The following is a 16,508-nucleotide window of genomic DNA, read 5'->3' as shown; positions in this document are numbered from 1 at the left end:
AGCGCCCAACTCACTTGGCGAGACCGATTCCAGCGCAACGCTCGCGTTAACGCATGACTTGGACCGATCCGGACCGGGAAGCGGCCGACCTTTCGCGACGAATGAACCGGGCCTGATTCGCGGCAACATGATCAGCGATCTTGAAAGAGGCAGGTTGTCGCGCGTCTGGTCGCACCGTCCCCAACTCTTGCATCTGGGGCTTTTTATTACGGCCTATGTCCTGGGCTGCGGCTTCGCCCAGTCGCTCGCAATCATACCTGGAACAGGGATTTCCATTTGGCCTCCGAGCGGGCTTTTCATCGCTACGCTTGTCTTCGCCTCCAGGTATAGCTGGCCGTGGTGGGTGCTGGGGGCCTGTGTGGCAGAACTGTTCAGCAACTTCTTGTGGTTCCACACTCCGCTGCCCGCGGCCTTCCTGATCTTTGCCGGCAACGCTCTTGAAGCGGTGGCCGGCGCATGGCTTGTGAACCAGACCTGCCAGCGCCCAGTTCGGCTGGAAACGTTGCGGGACGTTCTCGCATTCGTCGCACTGGCCGCCGGAGTTGCGCCAGTTGCAAGCGCGACGGTGGGAAGTGCGGCGCTTTCGTGGTTTGGCATACAATCGCAAACCTTTGCGACGGCTTGGCCGCTGTGGTGGATCGGAGACGCGACGGGAGTCCTGATCGTAGCGCCACTGGCGCTGGTCGTGTTCCAGAACTGGCGCGGCAAGGCGCAGCTCTCGGCGGCGCGGTGGATGGAAGCTTGCGTCCTGGGGCTGATCTTTCTTGGTATCGCCGCCCTTTCCTTGAGCGGCTATCTGCCCTTCGCCTACATCATCATGCCGCCTCTTCTTTGGGCCGCGGTGCGCTTTGAGTTCCGAGGCGCCGCCGTAGCATTGACCGTCCTCGCTCTGATCACGGCGGTATTCACGATATCCGGCGCCAGCCAATTTGCCGGCGATCCCGAGTCCCAGAAGCACAACCAGATCATGCTGCAGCTTTTTCTGGCCATCTCTGCATTTTCGGCGCTCGTCGTGGCCGCCATTTCCAGGCAGCATCAGGCGGCGGTGCTCACTTTGCGCCAAAGTGTGGAGACCTTGCGGGAGCGGGAGCGAGAACTCTCGTTGCTGGTCGAAATGATCCCCGCTCACATCGCCCGCATGGCGCCCAACGGCGAACCAACCTTCTTCAGCAAGCGCACGACAGACTATATCGGCCTCGACGACATCGCGGACTGGGACGAGCCGGGCACGAGCCGCCTGGCGACCGTGGTCGCGGCAGCCGTCCATCCCGACGATGGACCCAGGATGAGAGAATGGCTCAGCCGCTCGCTCGCCACCGGCGAACCCTATCCCATAAGGTATCGCCTGCGTCGCGCGGACGGCGTGTACCGCTGGAGGGAGGGCCGCGCCGAGCCGCTGCGGAACCAGAGTGGGACGATCGTGCAATGGTACACGGCCAGCATCGACATCGACGATGAGGTGCGCGCGCAGGAGGCATTGCGCGACCGGGAGCGGGAGCTCTCGCAGCTTGTCGACATGGTTCCGAGCCACGTTTGGCGCCTGACGCCGGACGGCGAGCCGACCTTTTTCAACAAGCGAATGGTCGACTTTCTCGGCCTTGACGTAACGGATTTGGACAAACAGGGCATCAGCCGGCTGGCGGCGATGATAGCGGCCATCGTCCATCCGGACGACGCAGCAGCATTCGGCGATACGCTCAGTCACTGCCTCGCCACCGGTGAGCGCTTCTCCATGAGGTATCGCTTGCGCCGCGCCGATGGCATCTATCACTGGATGTCGAGCCGGGCGGAGCCGATGCGCGATCACGCTGGCCTGATCGCGCAGTGGTACGGCCTCTGTCACGACATAGACGATCAGATGCAAGCCGAAGAGGCCCTGCGGCGGAGCGAATTGCAGCTTCAGCAGATGATCGACGCTGTGCCGGTCCGCATTTGGAGCGCGGTGCCGACCGGCGGGCCGGTCTATTTCAACAAGCGATACCAGGACCATTTCCGCGCCGTCATCGCCAATTTCGAAACACTCGGAGAGCCGCGCATCGAGGAATTGCTGCAAGAACTGGTTCATCCCGAAGATGCTCCCGAGGTGCTGCGCACGTTGCTGAGCTGTTTCGAAACAGGCGGCGGTTCCGCGATGCGGTTTCGCTGGCGCGAAACAGATGGCTATCGCTGGGCGGAGTGCAGGGTGGAGCCGCGGCGTGATGAAGACGGGGCGGTTGTGCAATGGTACGGGGTTTCCCTCGACATCGACGAAGAGGTGCGCGCCCAGGAAGCGCTGCGACAAGCCTCCGACAAACTCGCGCAAGCCACTCAGGCTGCAAGTCTCGCCGAGCTTTCCGCTTCGATCGCGCACGAGGTGAATCAGCCGCTGGCCGCGATCGTCGCCAATTCCCATGCATGCCACCGTTGGCTGTCCGCCGCCCCTCCGAACGTCGAACGCGCGAAGATTACGGCCGAGCGCATAATCCGGGACGCCAATTCGGCGGCGGACGTCGTCAGCCGCATCCGCGCGCTGTTCAAGCAATCCACCGAGACGAGGACCAATGCGACGCTCAGCAGTGTCATCGCAGAGGCACGCGACCTCGTGGCCGAGGAAGCGATGCGGCGGGGCGTTCGCACCAGCGTTGATGTCGGAAGCGATAGTCCGCTAGTCGCGTTCGATCGCGTCCAAATCCAGCAGGTTCTGGTCAATCTCATCCGCAACGGCATGGAGGCGATGGACTCTGGTGCGGATGACGGAGTTATCAGCATCCGCGTGCGCCATATCGGGGATGTTGTCCAGACCGAAGTCAGAGATCGCGGCCGGGGCGTCGAGTTTCCCGACCGGATATTCGAACCGTTCTTTACCACGAAAGAGCAAGGGATGGGCATGGGACTGGCGATCTGCCGTTCGATCATCGAGTCGCACAGCGGGCGTTTATGGGTCGAGAAGAACGAACCACGTGGAGCGACGTTTATCTTCACGTTGCCGATTGAAGCGAAAGCGGCGTCATGACGACGGACGGCCAAATTGTCTTCATCGTAGATGACGATGAACGAATCCGGGAGGCGCTCAGTGAGCTGCTGGCTGCACACGGCATGTGTGCCGTAGCGTTCGGATCGGCGGGCGATTATATCCGCGCTGACAAGCCGGACGTCCCTGCCTGCCTCATCCTCGATATCGAGTTGCCGGATATTAACGGCCTCGATCTGCAGCGGCAGATTGCCGAGGGCGATCATCCGCCGATCGTTTTCCTAACGGGACATGGCGATATCCCGTCCTCGGTGCGTGCGATCAAGCACGGCGCCGTGGATTTCCTGACTAAGCCCTTCAGCGATGCAGACCTCATGGCCGCAATCCATGCGGCGATTGCCCAGGATCGGGTACAGCGATCGGAGCGCGCCGAGCTGGGCGTGTTGAAGCAACGTTATCTCGAGCTGACGCCGCGCGAACGTGAGGTGCTGCCGCTGGTGGTCAGCGGCCTGCTCAACAAGCAGGCCGCCGCTGAACTGGGGATCAGCGAAGTTACGCTGGAAATTCATAGAAGGAACGTCATGCAGAAGATGGTCGCGGCGTCGCTCGCCGACCTCGTTCGCATCGCCGAGCGATTGGGAATACCGATCACGCACTCGCGCCGGGCAGGGGGGAACTGAGGGTGAGCAAGCGGAGGCCTGTCGTGGCGATTGTCGACGATGACCCAAGACTGCTCGAGTCGCTGGAGGACCTTCTGGAGTCCGCCGGCTATGTGGCCCGCAGCTTCTCGTCGGCAGGGTCGTTGCTGGTCAGCGGCCTGTCTGGATTGGACATGCTTATCACCGACATCGGGATGCCCGGCATGGACGGCTTTGAACTTCGCGACTTGGTCAAGAAGGCGCGTCCGGATCTGCCTGTGTTCCTGATCACAGGCCGCCACGAGATAGTGGATCAGCACCGCGCCAAGGGCATTGGCAGGCTTTTCCGCAAGCCGTTCGATGGCCAGGCACTGCTTGCGGCGATCGGCGACGCTTTGCGCAACCCAGAAACGGAGGCTAAACATGAGAGTTGACCAATTGCCCTTACCGAGATCGACGCCGTCATCACAGCAGCGAAGGGCTGAAGCCGAGCAGCCGCTGGTCATTATTGTCGATGATGATGCCTCTGTTCGGGAGGCGCTGTCTGAATTGATCCTGTCGGCGGGTTTCCTGCCGGTGTGCTTTACCTCAACCCGTGAATTGCTTGACGCCGACGTGTTGGAGAGCCCCGGCTGCTTGATCCTCGACGTGCGCATGCCGGGGACGAGCGGTCTCGATCTGCAGCACCATCTTGCGAAAAACGGCAACCCCAAACCCATTATCTTCCTGACCGGGCATGGCGACATCCCGATGACTGTCCAGGCGATGAAGGCCGGCGCCGTGGACTTTCTCACCAAACCGGTGCGGGATCAGACGCTGCTTGACGCTGTGATCGCCGGCATTGCGGTGGATGCCAAGCGGCGGGCGGATGCCGTGATCGTCAAGCGCAACATCGAGCGCGTCGAGACGCTGACGCCGCGCGAGCGCGAGGTCCTGCGTGAAGTGGCGCGCGGACGCCTCAACAAGCAGATCGCCTTCGACCTCGGCATCAGTGAAGTGACGGTCAAGCTTCACCGCGGCAATGTCATGCGAAAGATGGAAGCCGCTTCCATCGGTGAGCTGATCCGGGCGTGGGAAACGCTGCCCGCGCCGATGCGCGAGGTCTAGAATTTGGCACAAGCCGATCCATGCCCCATCCAATAGGATCGCCCGGCGCGCCCGGCCATTTCAGGTGCTTTCTCAGCGCGCCCAGGCCTCCTGCCTGTTGGTACGCTCGTGCTGCTGCGGGTGATCCCGATGTACATCGGTGGTCCTGTTGGTGTTTCGCGGCAAGGCCGCGCCAAACATCGGTTACCACTGAGCGGCGCCCTTTTGGCGGCGCCAGTCTGACCGACAAAGTCGCAACATTTCATGCAACAGCAACTGACGCCGGCCATGCCGCGTCGGCCCCCGCGCCGCTACCCAAGCCTAAATTGACGTGTGTCTATAAGAGCTTGCCTCAGCCCGGCCCTATCTTGGGCGTGCCTGCCCTGCACTTTGGCATCGTATGACAGATGCTTCCGTAGAATAGGTTCGCGGCCCGGATCGATGCATCCTGTTCCTCGCAAGCCATCACGACCGTCGCGTTTCTACCGCTCCTCGCTCGCTCCTCCCCGAACGCGACCGCACAGGCCGACTCGACGGTCGTGATGGTGAGCAGGATATTCAAAGCACATGGATGGACATGATGAACAAAGACGGACTTTTCTCCGTCGGCGGATCTCGCCGCGATGTCTTGTTGGCAGGCCTGATCTCTACGGTTGCCGCCGGACTGCCCCGCGCTGCTTCGGCAACGAGCCGAAAACAAAACCTTCCCTCTTCCCCCTCAATCAAAGGAACCAAGACGATGAGCACCATCACGACCAAGGATGGCACCGAAATCTACTACAAGGATTGGGGCAAGGGTCCTGTCGTCACGTTCTCGCACGGCTGGCCGCTGAATTCCGACGCCTGGGACGGCCAGATGCTCTTTCTTGCCCATAACGGCTTTCGCGTCGTTGCGCATGACCGGCGCGGCCATGGCCGATCGAGCCAGGCCACGTCCGGCAACGACATGAACGGCTATGCGGACGATCTTGCAGCCGTGATCGAGGCGCTGGATCTCCGGGACGCCACGCTGGTCGGCCATTCCACCGGAGGAGGCGAGGTTGCTCGCTATATCGGACGGCACGGGACGAAGCGGGTGGCCAAGGCTGTTCTTATCGCCGCTGTTCCGCCGATCATGGTGAAAACGCCGGCCAATCCGGAAGGTCTGCCGATCGAGGTATTCGACGGCATAAGGGCTGGCCTCGTCAAGGATCGTTCGCAGTACTACCGGGACCTCGCACCGTTGTTTTATGGCGCGAACAGGCCGGGCGCCAAGGTTTCCCAGGGGACTCTGGATCAGTTCTGGCTCTGGAGCATGCAGGCGGGTCTCGTGAACGCGTACGAAAGCGTCAAGGCGTTCTCCGAGACCGATTTTACCGAGGACCTCAAGAAGTTCGACGTACCAACCCTCGTCCTGCATGGCGAAGACGATCAGATCGTCCCCGTCAAGGACTCGGCAGTCAAGTCGGCCCGATTGATCAAAGGCGCAAAGGATATCTATTACCCCGGCGCGCCCCACGGGATCACGGCCACGCACCAAGATCAGGTCAATGCTGACCTGCTCGCCTTCATCAAAGGATAGCACACCCTCAGTCACGACCGCATGTTCTCCGCAATCCTTGGAGCCGCCGATGACCACCTTTGGCAATATTTCGCGCGCCCTGAACCGCATTTCGGGTGGCGCGCCAGGTCAAACCTTGTGCGCTCGCATAGCCGAGCGGTGGCCTGAATGCCGGTTCTGTCGGCTCATGTCCCGGATTGTGGAACCGAACCACTGCGCCATCGAGTTAGAGCGCTGGCAAAGGCGCGAAACATATGCTGCGATAGGGCTGCCATTCGGGCAACTGCGCCTGTGCAGCGCGGAGGCGATCGCCGGCGTTCGACACTACGTCGCGCTGTCGGGGGTCGCCGCCGCGCGCTTGTTCTGCCTTGAAGGCCAAAGCGCTCTCCAAGACGTCAAACTGGCTAAGCACCGGGAGTTTATCAATCGGTAGCCGTTTGCGATTGCCGCTCATGTTGGCGGTCTCAATTCGGCGTGAAATTTCTTGGCCAGCAGTTGCGACTATCGCAGCAGCACCGGCACTATTTTTCGAAGGCAGGAACGAAATGGGCGCACTCTCGGGCAAGATCGCGGTGGTCACCGGCGGAAACAGCGGGATCGGACTATCGGCTGCAAAAATCTTTGCGGCCGAGGGCGCGCAAGTCGTCATTACCGGCCGCCGGCGGCAGGCGGTCGAGGAAGCGGTCGCACAGATCGGGGCAGGCGCGCTGGGCATTCAGGGAAATGTGGCCGACGTGTCGCACCATGACGAGGTAGCGCAACAGATCCGCCAGAGGTTCGGGGCGCTCGACATCTATATGGCGAACGCCGGCATAAACACCATCACGCACTCGGCCGACGTCTCCGAGGCAGAATATGATGCGCAATTTGCCGTCAACACGCGAGGCGTCTTCTTCGGCGTCCAGAAGCTGATTCCGGTCATGCGGAATGGCGGCGCAATCATCCTCACAGGCTCGCTGGCCAGCGAGAAGGTTCTGGACGGTCATGCTGTTTACGCGGGCTCGAAGGCGGCCATAAATGCCTTTGCGCGCGCTTGGGCGATCGAACTGAAGTCTCGCGGCATCCGGGTCAACGTGCTCAGCCCAGGTCCGGTGGATACGGCTATTCTCGATAAGCTAGGCGTACCGTTTGAGCAGCGCGGGCTGTTTGAAAAGGCGATGGCGGAGGCAATACCCCTGGGCCGGATGGGGCAGCCGGAAGAGCTGGCAAAAGCTGCTCTGTTCCTTGCCTCGGACGCGAGCAGTTTCGTCACGGGCATCAATCTGCGGGTCGACGGCGGGATGGCAGTGCTCTGAGCCACGACTGCGATGTCGCGCCAATAGACTGGCGAATAACGCCGGAACAATCGGTCTTCCTCACGACGATTTTCCGGGAAGCTGCCGCACGAATCCCGCCAAATAGGTCGGAGGCGAGACGTTTTGTCGACGTGGTGCAAATTGAGCCACGTAAATGGCAAGTCGCATTGCAGGGATCGACGCGCAAGAGAGAAGCCGGCTCGCCGATACGGCGGATGGACCGAGGTCACGCCCCGGTCCTTCAAATTTTTCTGTAGGTCGGGATCAGTGACCCCAGATGCCCTGGCCATATTCATCGTTGGGAACAGTCGGCTTGCGTACGGTTTTCGGCACCCCGATATCATTGTTCATTTTTTTGATCGAGGATGTATACATGTTGTAAGACGCAGTCGCAGGCTGCTGGGATCCGTTTGATCCATAGTGGTCGCTTCCGGCAGTGGCGCTTCCTGCTGTAATAACAAGCACGGCGACAGCAAGGACTGTCATTTTCATTTCAGTAACTCCATTGATGGCTTGGATGATATTCACCCATACAAATATAAATGTCGTGACGCAGCGACACGATCAGACGGTCCGGCTGTTTGATCCATACGAAGGCATTGGGCGATTCAGGCCGAAGGCCAGGGACTATGTCGTTGACGAGAGGAGGCTTTGCGGCGCGCCCTCAGTGTCTGTTCCGGCGACCGCCGACAATGCACACCCCGCATAGATACCTCAATCATGCTGCAGGGCACCTGATCTCCTTGGTGACCTACCCTGCACCTTGGCATTGTATGACAGACCCTTCCGCACAATAGGTTGGCGGGCCGCGTCGGCGCATGCTCCTGAGCATTGGTCACCACAGGCCACACGGGAGAAAGCAAATGCGAAACATAACTCGAGTCCTGGCCCTCACCGCAGCGCTTGCCGCGTCGGGCGGCGGGATGGCGCAGGCCGCGAATTCTCAGCCCAAGCCGACGATCGTACTGGTGCACGGCGCCTTCGCGGAATCGTCGAGCTGGGATGCAGTCATCACCAAGCTCAGCAAAGACGGTTATGTAGCGATAGCCGCGGCTAATCCGCTCCGCGGCGTTGCCAGCGATGCGAAAGCAGTCTCAGCCATCATCCGGTCGGTTTCCGGGCCGGTCGTGCTGGTGGGGCATTCCTACGGCGGGCCTGTCATCACCGAGGCCGCCAATGGCAATCGCAATGTGAAGGCATTGGTCTACGTGGCGGGTTTCGCGCCGGATACCGGCGAATCGAGCCTTACGTTGTCCAGCATGTTTCCCGGCAGCACCTTGGGGGGCGCGCTTGCTCCCGTCGCGTTGCCGGACGGCGGACAAGACCTCTTCATCGAGCCGGCCAAGTTCCGCGCCCAGTTCGCCGCCGACGTTCCGCAAGAGCAGACTTTGCTGATGGCTGCCACTCAACGCCCTGTTGCGCAGGCGGCTCTGGCTGAAGCCTCGGGCGTCGCCTCATGGAAGACGCTGCCGTCCTACATGATCTACGGCTCGGATGACCGCAACATCCCGGCAGCCGTCATGAGCTTCATGGCCAAGCGTGCGCACGCGGTAAAGACCGTCGTCATCGAGGGTGCGTCCCATGCGCTCATGGTTTCGCATCCCGACGAGGTCACGTCACTCATCGAGGATGCTGCTGCATCGGTCAGTCAGTAGCAGGCCGGAAACGCCCAGCATCCGATCTAGCAACGAAAATAGACACGCAACACCAGGAGACTAGACATGAAGATCGTCGTCATCGGCGGAACCGGGCTGATCGGTTCAAAGACCGTGGAGAGACTGCGAAACAAAGGACACGACGTGCTTGCGGCGTCGCCGAATTCGGGCGTCAACACCGTTACGGGAGAGGGTCTGGCGGCCGCGCTTGCCGGTGCGCAGGTCGTCGTCGACCTCGCGAACTCGCCGTCGTTCGAGGAAAAGGCTGCCCTGGAGTTCTTCGAGGCATCCGGGCGTAATCTTTTTGCTGCCGAAACGGCCGCCGGCGTCCGTCATCACGTGGCGCTGTCGGTCGTCGGTACCGACCGGCTGCAGGGCATGGGCTATTTCCGCGGCAAGTTGCTTCAGGAAAAGCTGATCAGGGAGTCCGGAATTCCTTACACCATCGTTCACGCCACTCAATTCTTCGAATTCACCGCCGCCATCGCAAACACGGGCGCCGTCGGGGATACCATTCATATGTCGCCGGCCTACTTCCAACCCATGGCGGCTGATAATGTTGCCGATGCGATGGCGGACGTCGCGCTTGCCGCGCCGTTGAATGGCATGATCGAAATTGCCGGCCCGGAGCGTGTTCGCATGAGCGAACTTGTCGAGCGCTTCCTGAAGGCCACCAACGACCCGCGCAAAGTCGTCCCGGATCCCGGCGCGCTCTACTACGGCCAAGTGGCAATCGACGATCGAACGCTGGTGCCCGGCGAGAACGCGCGCATCGGCGCCGTGCGTTTCGATGATTGGCTCAGCCGATACACACCACCGAAGTAAGTAATCATCGGATAGGCCCGCCATTCGCACAACAAGGAGACCAGACATGATCAAAACACTTCTCTGCGCCGCGCTCACCTCCGCTTCCGTCACCGCAGCAATGGCCAATGACGCCGCCAGCGTGAAGCTTGTCTACGACCAGGCTCTGCCAAACGTGCCCGGCAAGAGCATGAAAGCCGTGCTCGTCGAGTACGCGCCTGGGGGTACGTCGCCGGCTCATACCCATCCCAAATCCGCGTTCATCTATGCCACGGTCCTGGAGGGGGCGATCCGAAGCCAGGTCAACGACGGGCCGGTGAAGACTTATCGCGCCGGCGAGAGTTTCTCGGAATTCCCTGGCGACCGTCATGCCGTCAGCGAAAACGCCAGCAAGACGGAAGGCGCTCGTCTGCTTGCTATTTTCGTCGTCGACACCAGCGAGACGGAACTGACGACGAACGCTAAATGAAATCGTAGCCCCGGGACCATCGGGGCGTACGCGAAGGGACGGTCAGTGACATGAATTCGATCGCCATCCGCACACTTGCGGGGATTTTGGTCCCCGATACTCCGCTTGTTGGCCGAGCGATCGAACATGCCCGCGCTCGATGTGAACCCTACCTGTTCAACCACGTGGTCCGATCCTGGCTTTTCGCGGCCCGGATCGGACAGATTCAGAATATCCAGCACGACGCGGAGGTTGTTGCGGTTGCAACCCTGTTGCATGACGTCACGCTCAATGAGGACTTCGCCGGGCCGCGCCGTTTCGAAGTGGAAGGCGCCGATCTCGCCCGCGCCTTCGTTCGGGAAGGCGGCTTCGACGAGCGGCGCGCCCAATTGATCTGGGACAGCGTCGCCCTCAACTCGACGCCGTCAATCGGCCTCTACAAGGAGGCTGAGGTGGCGCTGTGCACAGCCGGCATCTGTCTCGATGTCGTCGGCTTGCAATACAGCCTCGTTTCGTCAGCCGAGATTGCAAAGATCATCGGTGAGTTTCCACGCCTCCAAATGAAGCGACGGATGACGCGATGCTTTTGCCATATCGCCGAGGTCAGGCCGGAAACCACCTACGACAACTTTGCCCGGGACTTCGGCGAGCGCTTTGTTTCAGGCTACAAGGCGACTTCGGCAGTTGATCTTGTGATGAACGCTCCCTTCGAAGAGTGAACGCAGTTTCGATCCAGGTTCTATCGACACCGGTCGGTTCAGCCTCGCCCTTCAAGTGACCCAAACGCTGTGCGCCCGTCGCATGCCTGCGCCAAAGCGAATTGCCGGGGGCAGCGGTCAGGTGCCAATTTCCACCTCCTATACTTCGGTTTAGGCGCCCCAACCTAATCGAGTGGCAATACATATCATCGGCACGATAGCAACAGTTCGTCTCACCGGTCATCCTTACGCTGCAATGGATTGCAAACACCTCAAGGAGATAAGTAATGAATATTGCAGCGCCACCGGTCGCTCCGAAAGGAAAAGCCGTCGCCCAACGCGCGAGTTATGCCGAGCAGTCGCCGGAACTTCTGAAGAAATTTATTGAATTTCTTGGTGCGACGCGAGAGGGGTCGATCGAAGAGCCAATCCGCGACCTTGTTGCAGTCCGAGCCGCGCAGCTGAACGGGTGCACCTTCTGCCTCGATATGCACGTCAAACAGGCGAAGATCCATGGCGAGCTCGAACTGCGCCTTTACCACCTGGCAGCCTGGCGGGATTCGACCTTGTTCGTTCCTCGCGAGCGCGCAGCCTTGGCATGGACGGAAGTCTTGACCAAGCTGCCCGAGCAGGGTGTCCCCGACGAGATCTACGATCGGGTCAGGTCGCAGCTTTCCGAGAAGGAAATCTCCGATCTGACCTTCGTTGTCATGGCGGTCAACTCTTGGAACCGTCTGAACATCGGCTTCAAACCCGTCCCGGGCTCGGGCGATGCGAAGTTTGGCCTGAGCAAAGCAGCACTGAGCTAATCTTTGGAATGGGTCAGAATGGCGCTTGTTTGCGCGCCATTCTGACCGACCGGACGAAGGCGCCGAGCTCGGCGACCAACACTGGAACCGATCCCAGCCCCGCGGCCGCGGCCGCGAGGCGCTCTCAGGAGGGCGTCATGCGAATTGACAGTCTGCATCCAGTAATATCGGCCCGTCTCATGGTGGTCGATGTCGACGCTCCACTCCGCAGTGCGGCACTCTCACTTTCCAGGCCCGCAATAGGCCTGGTCGTGGTGTGCCACGGCAGTGGGGAGGCGGCAGGCGTGCTGAGCAAGTCCGACCTTGTCCGCCATCTGGCGAATTCAGGGCCAACAGAAGCGCCGATTGCGGCTTTGATGAGCAGGTCCATCGTGTCCTGTGGTCCCGATGACGACCTTCATTCAGTCTGGCAGACCATGGCCGCGCAAGGCCTTCAGAATGTGCCGGTGCTCGGGGCCGACTCGAAACCGCTAGGCGTCCTCGATATCCGTGACGCGATGAAGGCGCTCTTCAAACAAGAGGAACTGCAGGAACGGCTGCTTGCCAACTACATCAGCGGGATCGGCTATCAATAGAGCATCGTCTCGCGATTGAATATACGGAAGTATGTATCGGCGACTGCTTAGATATAATGGAAAATAAAAGCCATAAATTATAGCGTGTTGAAGCCAATAGGTGCCGACTCAGCCAGCGGGGAACGAAATGTTTCGTCCGGACATAAAAGAAGATGTCTTCGACGGCCCGCCCGATGGCCCTGGAAGTGGTATGTCCGTGCAAATGTCGACGGCCGGCATCGTCCATGACCTGGGCAATCTCATTCAGGTCGCCTCGTCGGCGTTGAACCACCTGGCCCGCGATCCGAGCATCCAAGCGGCTCCGGCGCTCGGGCCTGTAATAGCCGGCGCCAAAACGGCTTTGGAGCGGGCTGGTGGCCTTGTCCGGCAAACCATCAGCCTGGCCCGAGAGAGCCACGCGGAAATCGAATACACAAACGTAGGTGCTTGCTTGGCTGAGATCGAAACCCTCGTACGGAGCGCCTTGGATGCCAATTTCGGTCTTGAGCTTCGGGTTGGATCCGACCTGCCTTTGGTGAGATGCGATCGCTTTGGATTGCAAAATGCGGTTCTGAATCTTCTGTTCAACGCGCGCGATGCAATGCCTGACGGCGGTTTCATCTCGATCGATGCCGGCTTGGCCTCTGAGAACTCTGCCGCCGGTCAGGTAGACATCCGCGTCGCGGACAACGGTATCGGGATGACCAGCGAGACGATGGTCTGCGCCTTCGATCCGTTCTTCACCACCAAAAGCGAAGGCCTCGGCGGCGTCGGTTTGCCGATGGTGAAGCACTTTGCCGAGCAATCAGGCGGAAGCATCGATATTCAGAGCACACTTGGGGCAGGCACGACCGTCACTCTGCGGTTGCCTGCGATGCGATAGCGGCCCGCCAATCTGCCTCCGGTGACAAACGTGACATACAATCGAGAGATAAAGATGGATGCACAAGTCGTCGAAAACGTCCAACAGCACCGTTTCGAGCTGCCGATCGCCGGCGATATGTTTGCGGCGGCCTATTATCGGCTCGAGGGCGGGAAGGTTGCGCTGATACACACCGAAGTCCCGTCGGAATTTTCCGGACAAGGGATCGCGTCGCAATTGGCCCAAGGAACCTTCGAACTGCTCCGCAAGACCGGCCGTAAAGCGATCTTGAAATGTCCCTTCATGAGCCGCTTTTTCGCCAAGCACCCGGACTATGCAGATGTCGTCGGCGGCTAGTCATGGGCACGAATGTTGAGGGTTTCCCAAGGATCTATCCAAATGCCTAACGAGTATGATTTGCAGAGATTCGTCAGCGCACAGGATCCGGTCTACGACGACGCGCTGGCCATTCTACGTCGAGGGATGATGTGCACTCCCTACATGGAGTTCATCTTCCCAAGGTTGGCCACAAGGCGAAGTGGTACAGCGCCTGAGCCATATGCAATCACATCGCTCGACGAAGCCAGCGCCTATCTCTCGTTCCCGATCCTCGGAGGCCGTTATCGGGAATGCGTTGGCACCCTGCAACGGCTCTCCGGCCTAAGCGCTCGCGCTGTCTTCGGTGACGTTGATGCGAAGAAGTTGCACGCGTCCCTCACGCTGTTTTCCGAAGCAAGCAACGACGAGTTCCTGCTCGAGACAATCTTCGACGTCTGGTTCGACGGTTTGCTCGATGAGGAAACGATGAACGATCTCTACTTGATATCGTAGTGGTCTGCCTGCGCCACCCGGCGTAAAGCTGTCGCGGCGCTGAGGTCACCATCCGCTGCCTTATCCCTCACACGCTGCCATCTGGCAGAGGCATGAGCTCGTGCTCTCCCGGCACGCCGGGGAAGCGGCGTTCGCGCCAATCCGCCTTTGCCTGCTCGATCCGTTCGGCTGAAGAGGAGACGAAGTTCCAAAAGATATGACGTGGCTCGGCCAGGGGCTCACCTCCTATCAGCATCAGTCTCGCCGCATGGAAGGCAGGCGCCTGGAGCACAATCTCAGCGCCGGGCGCCAGAGCTACTAATTCGGCCTCATGAAACGTACCGAACTGGCCGACAATTCCAACCTCACCGGCGACGATGTAGATCGCACGCTCACGGTGTTCGGGTTTCACCTGGTAGCGCGCGCCGCTCGTGAGCACAATTTCGGCATAGACCATGTCGGAGAACGTCCGGTGGCGTGCGCTCGGAATGGACGATGCCCGACCCGGCCGTCATCCAGTTGACCTCGCCAGGACGGATGGTCTGCACTTTACCCAAATTGTCGCAATGGACGATCTCGCGGCCGCAACGCCGATATGCGGATGCGGTCCCATATCGAAACCGTGACCTGCGTCGAACATAGCGGGGCCGAAATGGTCGAACAGGATGAAGGGCCCGATCATCAGGCGATTCGAGGACGGCAATACGCGCCTTATCTTCAGTCCGTCCGCAAAATCACGGATAGCCGGCTGGATGAGTGTATCGATGCCTGTGATATCGCTTTGGCGGATGGGTCATGGATCTCTGTCCTTCTGCATGCCTTATCAGCCAGGTGCTCGAACGCGCTTGAACGGAGCGGCGCGAAAGACTGTCTGAATGGCTTTGAGGAGCGCGAATTTGGAGCCCGCGTGGTGCTGTCCGGCGATGCCGCTTTCATTAAGAGCCGACACCCTCATCGACAGGATCGCGGCAAGATCTTCGGCCATTTCGGGCCTGTCGTGCAGCAGCGGCGCAAAGCTTTCCTGGTCTATCTCGTAAACCGTGATGGGGGTCATTGCCCGCAAACTTGACATCTCGCCAATGCCGGCGAGCAAACCGGTCTCGCCGAAGAAATCGCCGGGTGCAAGCCGGCCGATCTCCTGCAGTTGATCATCGCCCTGGCCAATTTGCCGGACGATGACTCCCGTCCGTACGATCATGAGCGACGGCAGCATCTCTCCCTGTCGTGCGATGATTTCGCCCTTATGGTAGGTGCGAACCGAGGCCGCTTTGGCGAGCGACTCCTGCTCGGTATCCGTTAGCGCCGAGAATACCGGTATGGAATTGATGAGTTCGATCGGGGTGAAGCCTTGGGAGGCCGCCGTCTCGTGGCCCGGCCGGTTGGTCATGGCAATCGAGCCCGAAAATGGCTCCGCCAGCAGCATGCCGGTCGACTTTGAATGGCGATAAATGAGATCGAAGATTTCGTTCCGAGCGGCACTTCGCTGGTCGATACTTGCGACGCGAAAAAACAACTCGATCTCGATAGCTGCGGCATCCAGGCTTCTGATGGTGACCGAAGGCGAAGGCTCCTGGAGGATTGAATTGCAGCTCAGCAAGACAGTGCGCATGAGGTCTACGATGATCGCCGGCGTCTTCGTTGGCGCCACCTTGACGGTTACGGCAAGTCCATGGCTCTCGTCCGGACCGCTTAGATTTGTTACCCCGATCTTGGCGAGAAGGCTGTTTGGCAGCGCCACGACATTGTGTGTCGGGGTCAAAAGTTGGGTCGACCGCCAATTGGTCTCGACAACGCGGCCTTCGGTTCCGTCGCCCAGAATGATCCAGTTTCCAAGCACGTAAGGGCGGCCGAGGTTTAGCGCGATCGCCGAAAATACGTCACCAAGCGTATTCTGGAGCGCCAGTCCCAGGATGACGGCAAAGACGCCCGACGTGGCAATGAGCGTTCCGACCGGCACTGCAAAGACAAACGCCAGGATCGACAGGAACATTCCAGCGTAGACGACACCGACCACGACGTCCTGCAGGAGACGTGCCTCGCGCGGCTGTCGCTCGAAGACGAGATAGATACGGACAAATCCGATCAGCGCCCAGGCAAGGTGAACCCACCAGAGCAGCTTCACCGAGCCGATGAGGATCGCTCCTCCGGTTGTCTCGTTGTCTCCTGCGGCCTCGTATGGCACGACGCGCAGGTGGAGAACCATGGCCGACATCGCGAGGAAAAAGCCGAGTTGGACGACCAGCTTCGCATTGGCGAAGCGGCTGGGGATGAGGGTCCAAACGACGATCCCGGCGAGGCCGAGCAACACGATGTAGACCAGAGGAGAGTTCCACCAGTTCACGAACGATCACCGCCATGG

18 protein-coding genes and 1 pseudogene are annotated in these 16,508 nt (G+C 60.1%); 16 read left to right on the top strand and 3 right to left on the bottom strand.

Going from position 1 to position 16,508, the window contains the following annotated elements; genetic code table 11:
* Nucleotides 1–127: 127 nt before the first annotated feature.
* The 7 genes from NKI97_RS11225 (at nucleotide 128) to NKI97_RS11195 (ending at nucleotide 7,509) form a co-directional block, all read left to right on the top strand.
* A complete protein-coding gene (locus NKI97_RS11225) occupies nucleotides 128–2,992 on the top strand; it encodes a sensor histidine kinase (protein WP_502907097.1) in 2,865 nt (954 codons plus the stop codon).
* Nucleotides 2,989–3,630 (top strand): response regulator transcription factor, encoded by a 642-nt coding sequence (locus tag NKI97_RS11220; RefSeq protein ID WP_352470618.1) that lies wholly within the window; start codon nucleotides 2,989–2,991, stop codon nucleotides 3,628–3,630. Before NKI97_RS11225 ends, NKI97_RS11220 begins: the two co-directional genes overlap by 4 nt.
* 2 nt (nucleotides 3,631–3,632) lie before the next feature.
* Complete coding sequence (locus tag NKI97_RS11215) at nucleotides 3,633–4,022, top strand: response regulator (protein ID WP_352470617.1); 390 nt, start codon at nucleotides 3,633–3,635, stop codon at nucleotides 4,020–4,022.
* Nucleotides 4,012–4,695, top strand: coding sequence for a response regulator transcription factor (locus NKI97_RS11210; RefSeq protein WP_031211078.1), 684 nt, complete (start codon nucleotides 4,012–4,014; stop codon nucleotides 4,693–4,695). The genes NKI97_RS11215 and NKI97_RS11210 overlap by 11 nt, the downstream gene beginning before the upstream one ends.
* A gap of 559 nt (nucleotides 4,696–5,254) precedes the next feature.
* A complete protein-coding gene (locus NKI97_RS11205) occupies nucleotides 5,255–6,235 on the top strand; it encodes an alpha/beta fold hydrolase (protein WP_502894826.1) in 981 nt (326 codons plus the stop codon).
* Nucleotides 6,236–6,284: 49 nt separating this feature from the next.
* Complete coding sequence (locus tag NKI97_RS11200; RefSeq protein WP_352745560.1) at nucleotides 6,285–6,647, top strand: hypothetical protein; 363 nt, start codon at nucleotides 6,285–6,287, stop codon at nucleotides 6,645–6,647.
* Nucleotides 6,648–6,759: 112 nt separating this feature from the next.
* The gene (locus NKI97_RS11195; protein ID WP_352745563.1) at nucleotides 6,760–7,509 is read left to right on the top strand and encodes a glucose 1-dehydrogenase; all 750 of its coding nucleotides are present in this window, start codon (nucleotides 6,760–6,762) and stop codon (nucleotides 7,507–7,509) included.
* 264 nt (nucleotides 7,510–7,773) lie between these two features.
* Here NKI97_RS11195 and NKI97_RS11190 read toward each other — a convergent pair whose 3' ends face one another.
* On the bottom strand, nucleotides 7,774–8,001 hold the full coding sequence (locus NKI97_RS11190; RefSeq protein ID WP_352612459.1) for a DUF680 domain-containing protein: 228 nt from the start codon (nucleotides 7,999–8,001) through the stop codon (nucleotides 7,774–7,776).
* Nucleotides 8,002–8,372: 371 nt separating this feature from the next.
* Here NKI97_RS11190 and NKI97_RS11185 point away from each other — a divergent pair, with 371 nt between their 5' ends.
* From NKI97_RS11185 to NKI97_RS11145, 9 genes are all read left to right on the top strand, one after another.
* Entirely contained in the window at nucleotides 8,373–9,164 is a 792-nt protein-coding gene (locus tag NKI97_RS11185) for an alpha/beta fold hydrolase (protein ID WP_352834067.1), read from the top strand.
* Nucleotides 9,165–9,230: 66 nt separating this feature from the next.
* Nucleotides 9,231–9,989: an SDR family oxidoreductase gene (locus NKI97_RS11180; protein ID WP_023674205.1), complete on the top strand. Its 759-nt coding sequence runs from the start codon at nucleotides 9,231–9,233 to the stop codon at nucleotides 9,987–9,989.
* A gap of 46 nt (nucleotides 9,990–10,035) precedes the next feature.
* Nucleotides 10,036–10,437 carry a cupin domain-containing protein gene (locus NKI97_RS11175; protein WP_352449836.1) on the top strand — a complete coding sequence of 134 codons (402 nt, stop codon included), beginning with the start codon at nucleotides 10,036–10,038 and terminating at the stop codon, nucleotides 10,435–10,437.
* A 50-nt stretch (nucleotides 10,438–10,487) separates the two neighbouring features.
* Nucleotides 10,488–11,135: an HD domain-containing protein gene (locus NKI97_RS11170; RefSeq protein ID WP_352834065.1), complete on the top strand. Its 648-nt coding sequence runs from the start codon at nucleotides 10,488–10,490 to the stop codon at nucleotides 11,133–11,135.
* 266 nt (nucleotides 11,136–11,401) lie between these two features.
* Nucleotides 11,402–11,923, top strand: coding sequence for a carboxymuconolactone decarboxylase family protein (locus NKI97_RS11165; RefSeq protein ID WP_352834063.1), 522 nt, complete (start codon nucleotides 11,402–11,404; stop codon nucleotides 11,921–11,923).
* A 179-nt stretch (nucleotides 11,924–12,102) separates the two neighbouring features.
* A complete protein-coding gene (locus tag NKI97_RS11160; RefSeq protein WP_352449834.1) occupies nucleotides 12,103–12,498 on the top strand; it encodes a CBS domain-containing protein in 396 nt (131 codons plus the stop codon).
* 127 nt (nucleotides 12,499–12,625) lie between these two features.
* Nucleotides 12,626–13,360, top strand: a complete 735-nt coding sequence (locus NKI97_RS11155; protein WP_352612467.1) for a sensor histidine kinase — start codon at nucleotides 12,626–12,628, stop codon at nucleotides 13,358–13,360.
* A 54-nt stretch (nucleotides 13,361–13,414) separates the two neighbouring features.
* On the top strand, nucleotides 13,415–13,696 hold the full coding sequence (locus NKI97_RS11150; protein WP_352449832.1) for a GNAT family N-acetyltransferase: 282 nt from the start codon (nucleotides 13,415–13,417) through the stop codon (nucleotides 13,694–13,696).
* 42 nt (nucleotides 13,697–13,738) lie between these two features.
* Nucleotides 13,739–14,170: a DUF1810 domain-containing protein gene (locus tag NKI97_RS11145; protein WP_352834060.1), complete on the top strand. Its 432-nt coding sequence runs from the start codon at nucleotides 13,739–13,741 to the stop codon at nucleotides 14,168–14,170.
* Between the two features lie 67 nt (nucleotides 14,171–14,237).
* Here the strand turns inward: NKI97_RS11145 and NKI97_RS11140 are convergent.
* Nucleotides 14,238–14,939: pseudogene (locus tag NKI97_RS11140) on the bottom strand (pirin family protein).
* Between the two features lie 33 nt (nucleotides 14,940–14,972).
* Complete coding sequence (locus tag NKI97_RS11135) at nucleotides 14,973–16,490, bottom strand: mechanosensitive ion channel family protein (RefSeq protein ID WP_352834058.1); 1,518 nt, start codon at nucleotides 16,488–16,490, stop codon at nucleotides 14,973–14,975.
* Nucleotides 16,491–16,508 lie beyond the last annotated feature (18 nt).

The sequence above is a fragment of the Mesorhizobium sp. M0296 genome, from assembly GCF_040321675.1.
In the GTDB taxonomy this organism is placed as follows: Bacteria; Pseudomonadota; Alphaproteobacteria; order Rhizobiales; family Rhizobiaceae; genus Mesorhizobium.
The sequence above is the reverse complement of the archived record's forward strand: the minus strand, read 5'-3'. Positions and strand labels throughout refer to the sequence as shown.

Coding starts and splice junctions, on each gene's coding strand:
- NKI97_RS11225 (WP_502907097.1), top strand. CDS start 128: ATGATCAGCGATCTTGAAAGAGGCAGGTTGTCGCGCGTCTGGTCGCAC.
- NKI97_RS11220 (WP_352470618.1), top strand. CDS start 2,989: ATGACGACGGACGGCCAAATTGTCTTCATCGTAGATGACGATGAACGA.
- NKI97_RS11210 (WP_031211078.1), top strand. CDS start 4,012: ATGAGAGTTGACCAATTGCCCTTACCGAGATCGACGCCGTCATCACAG.
- NKI97_RS11205 (WP_502894826.1), top strand. CDS start 5,255: ATGAACAAAGACGGACTTTTCTCCGTCGGCGGATCTCGCCGCGATGTC.
- NKI97_RS11200 (WP_352745560.1), top strand. CDS start 6,285: ATGACCACCTTTGGCAATATTTCGCGCGCCCTGAACCGCATTTCGGGT.
- NKI97_RS11195 (WP_352745563.1), top strand. CDS start 6,760: ATGGGCGCACTCTCGGGCAAGATCGCGGTGGTCACCGGCGGAAACAGC.
- NKI97_RS11190 (WP_352612459.1), bottom strand. CDS start 8,001: ATGAAAATGACAGTCCTTGCTGTCGCCGTGCTTGTTATTACAGCAGGA.
- NKI97_RS11185 (WP_352834067.1), top strand. CDS start 8,373: ATGCGAAACATAACTCGAGTCCTGGCCCTCACCGCAGCGCTTGCCGCG.
- NKI97_RS11180 (WP_023674205.1), top strand. CDS start 9,231: ATGAAGATCGTCGTCATCGGCGGAACCGGGCTGATCGGTTCAAAGACC.
- NKI97_RS11175 (WP_352449836.1), top strand. CDS start 10,036: ATGATCAAAACACTTCTCTGCGCCGCGCTCACCTCCGCTTCCGTCACC.
- NKI97_RS11170 (WP_352834065.1), top strand. CDS start 10,488: ATGAATTCGATCGCCATCCGCACACTTGCGGGGATTTTGGTCCCCGAT.
- NKI97_RS11165 (WP_352834063.1), top strand. CDS start 11,402: ATGAATATTGCAGCGCCACCGGTCGCTCCGAAAGGAAAAGCCGTCGCC.
- NKI97_RS11160 (WP_352449834.1), top strand. CDS start 12,103: ATGGTGGTCGATGTCGACGCTCCACTCCGCAGTGCGGCACTCTCACTT.
- NKI97_RS11155 (WP_352612467.1), top strand. CDS start 12,626: ATGTTTCGTCCGGACATAAAAGAAGATGTCTTCGACGGCCCGCCCGAT.
- NKI97_RS11150 (WP_352449832.1), top strand. CDS start 13,415: ATGGATGCACAAGTCGTCGAAAACGTCCAACAGCACCGTTTCGAGCTG.
- NKI97_RS11145 (WP_352834060.1), top strand. CDS start 13,739: ATGCCTAACGAGTATGATTTGCAGAGATTCGTCAGCGCACAGGATCCG.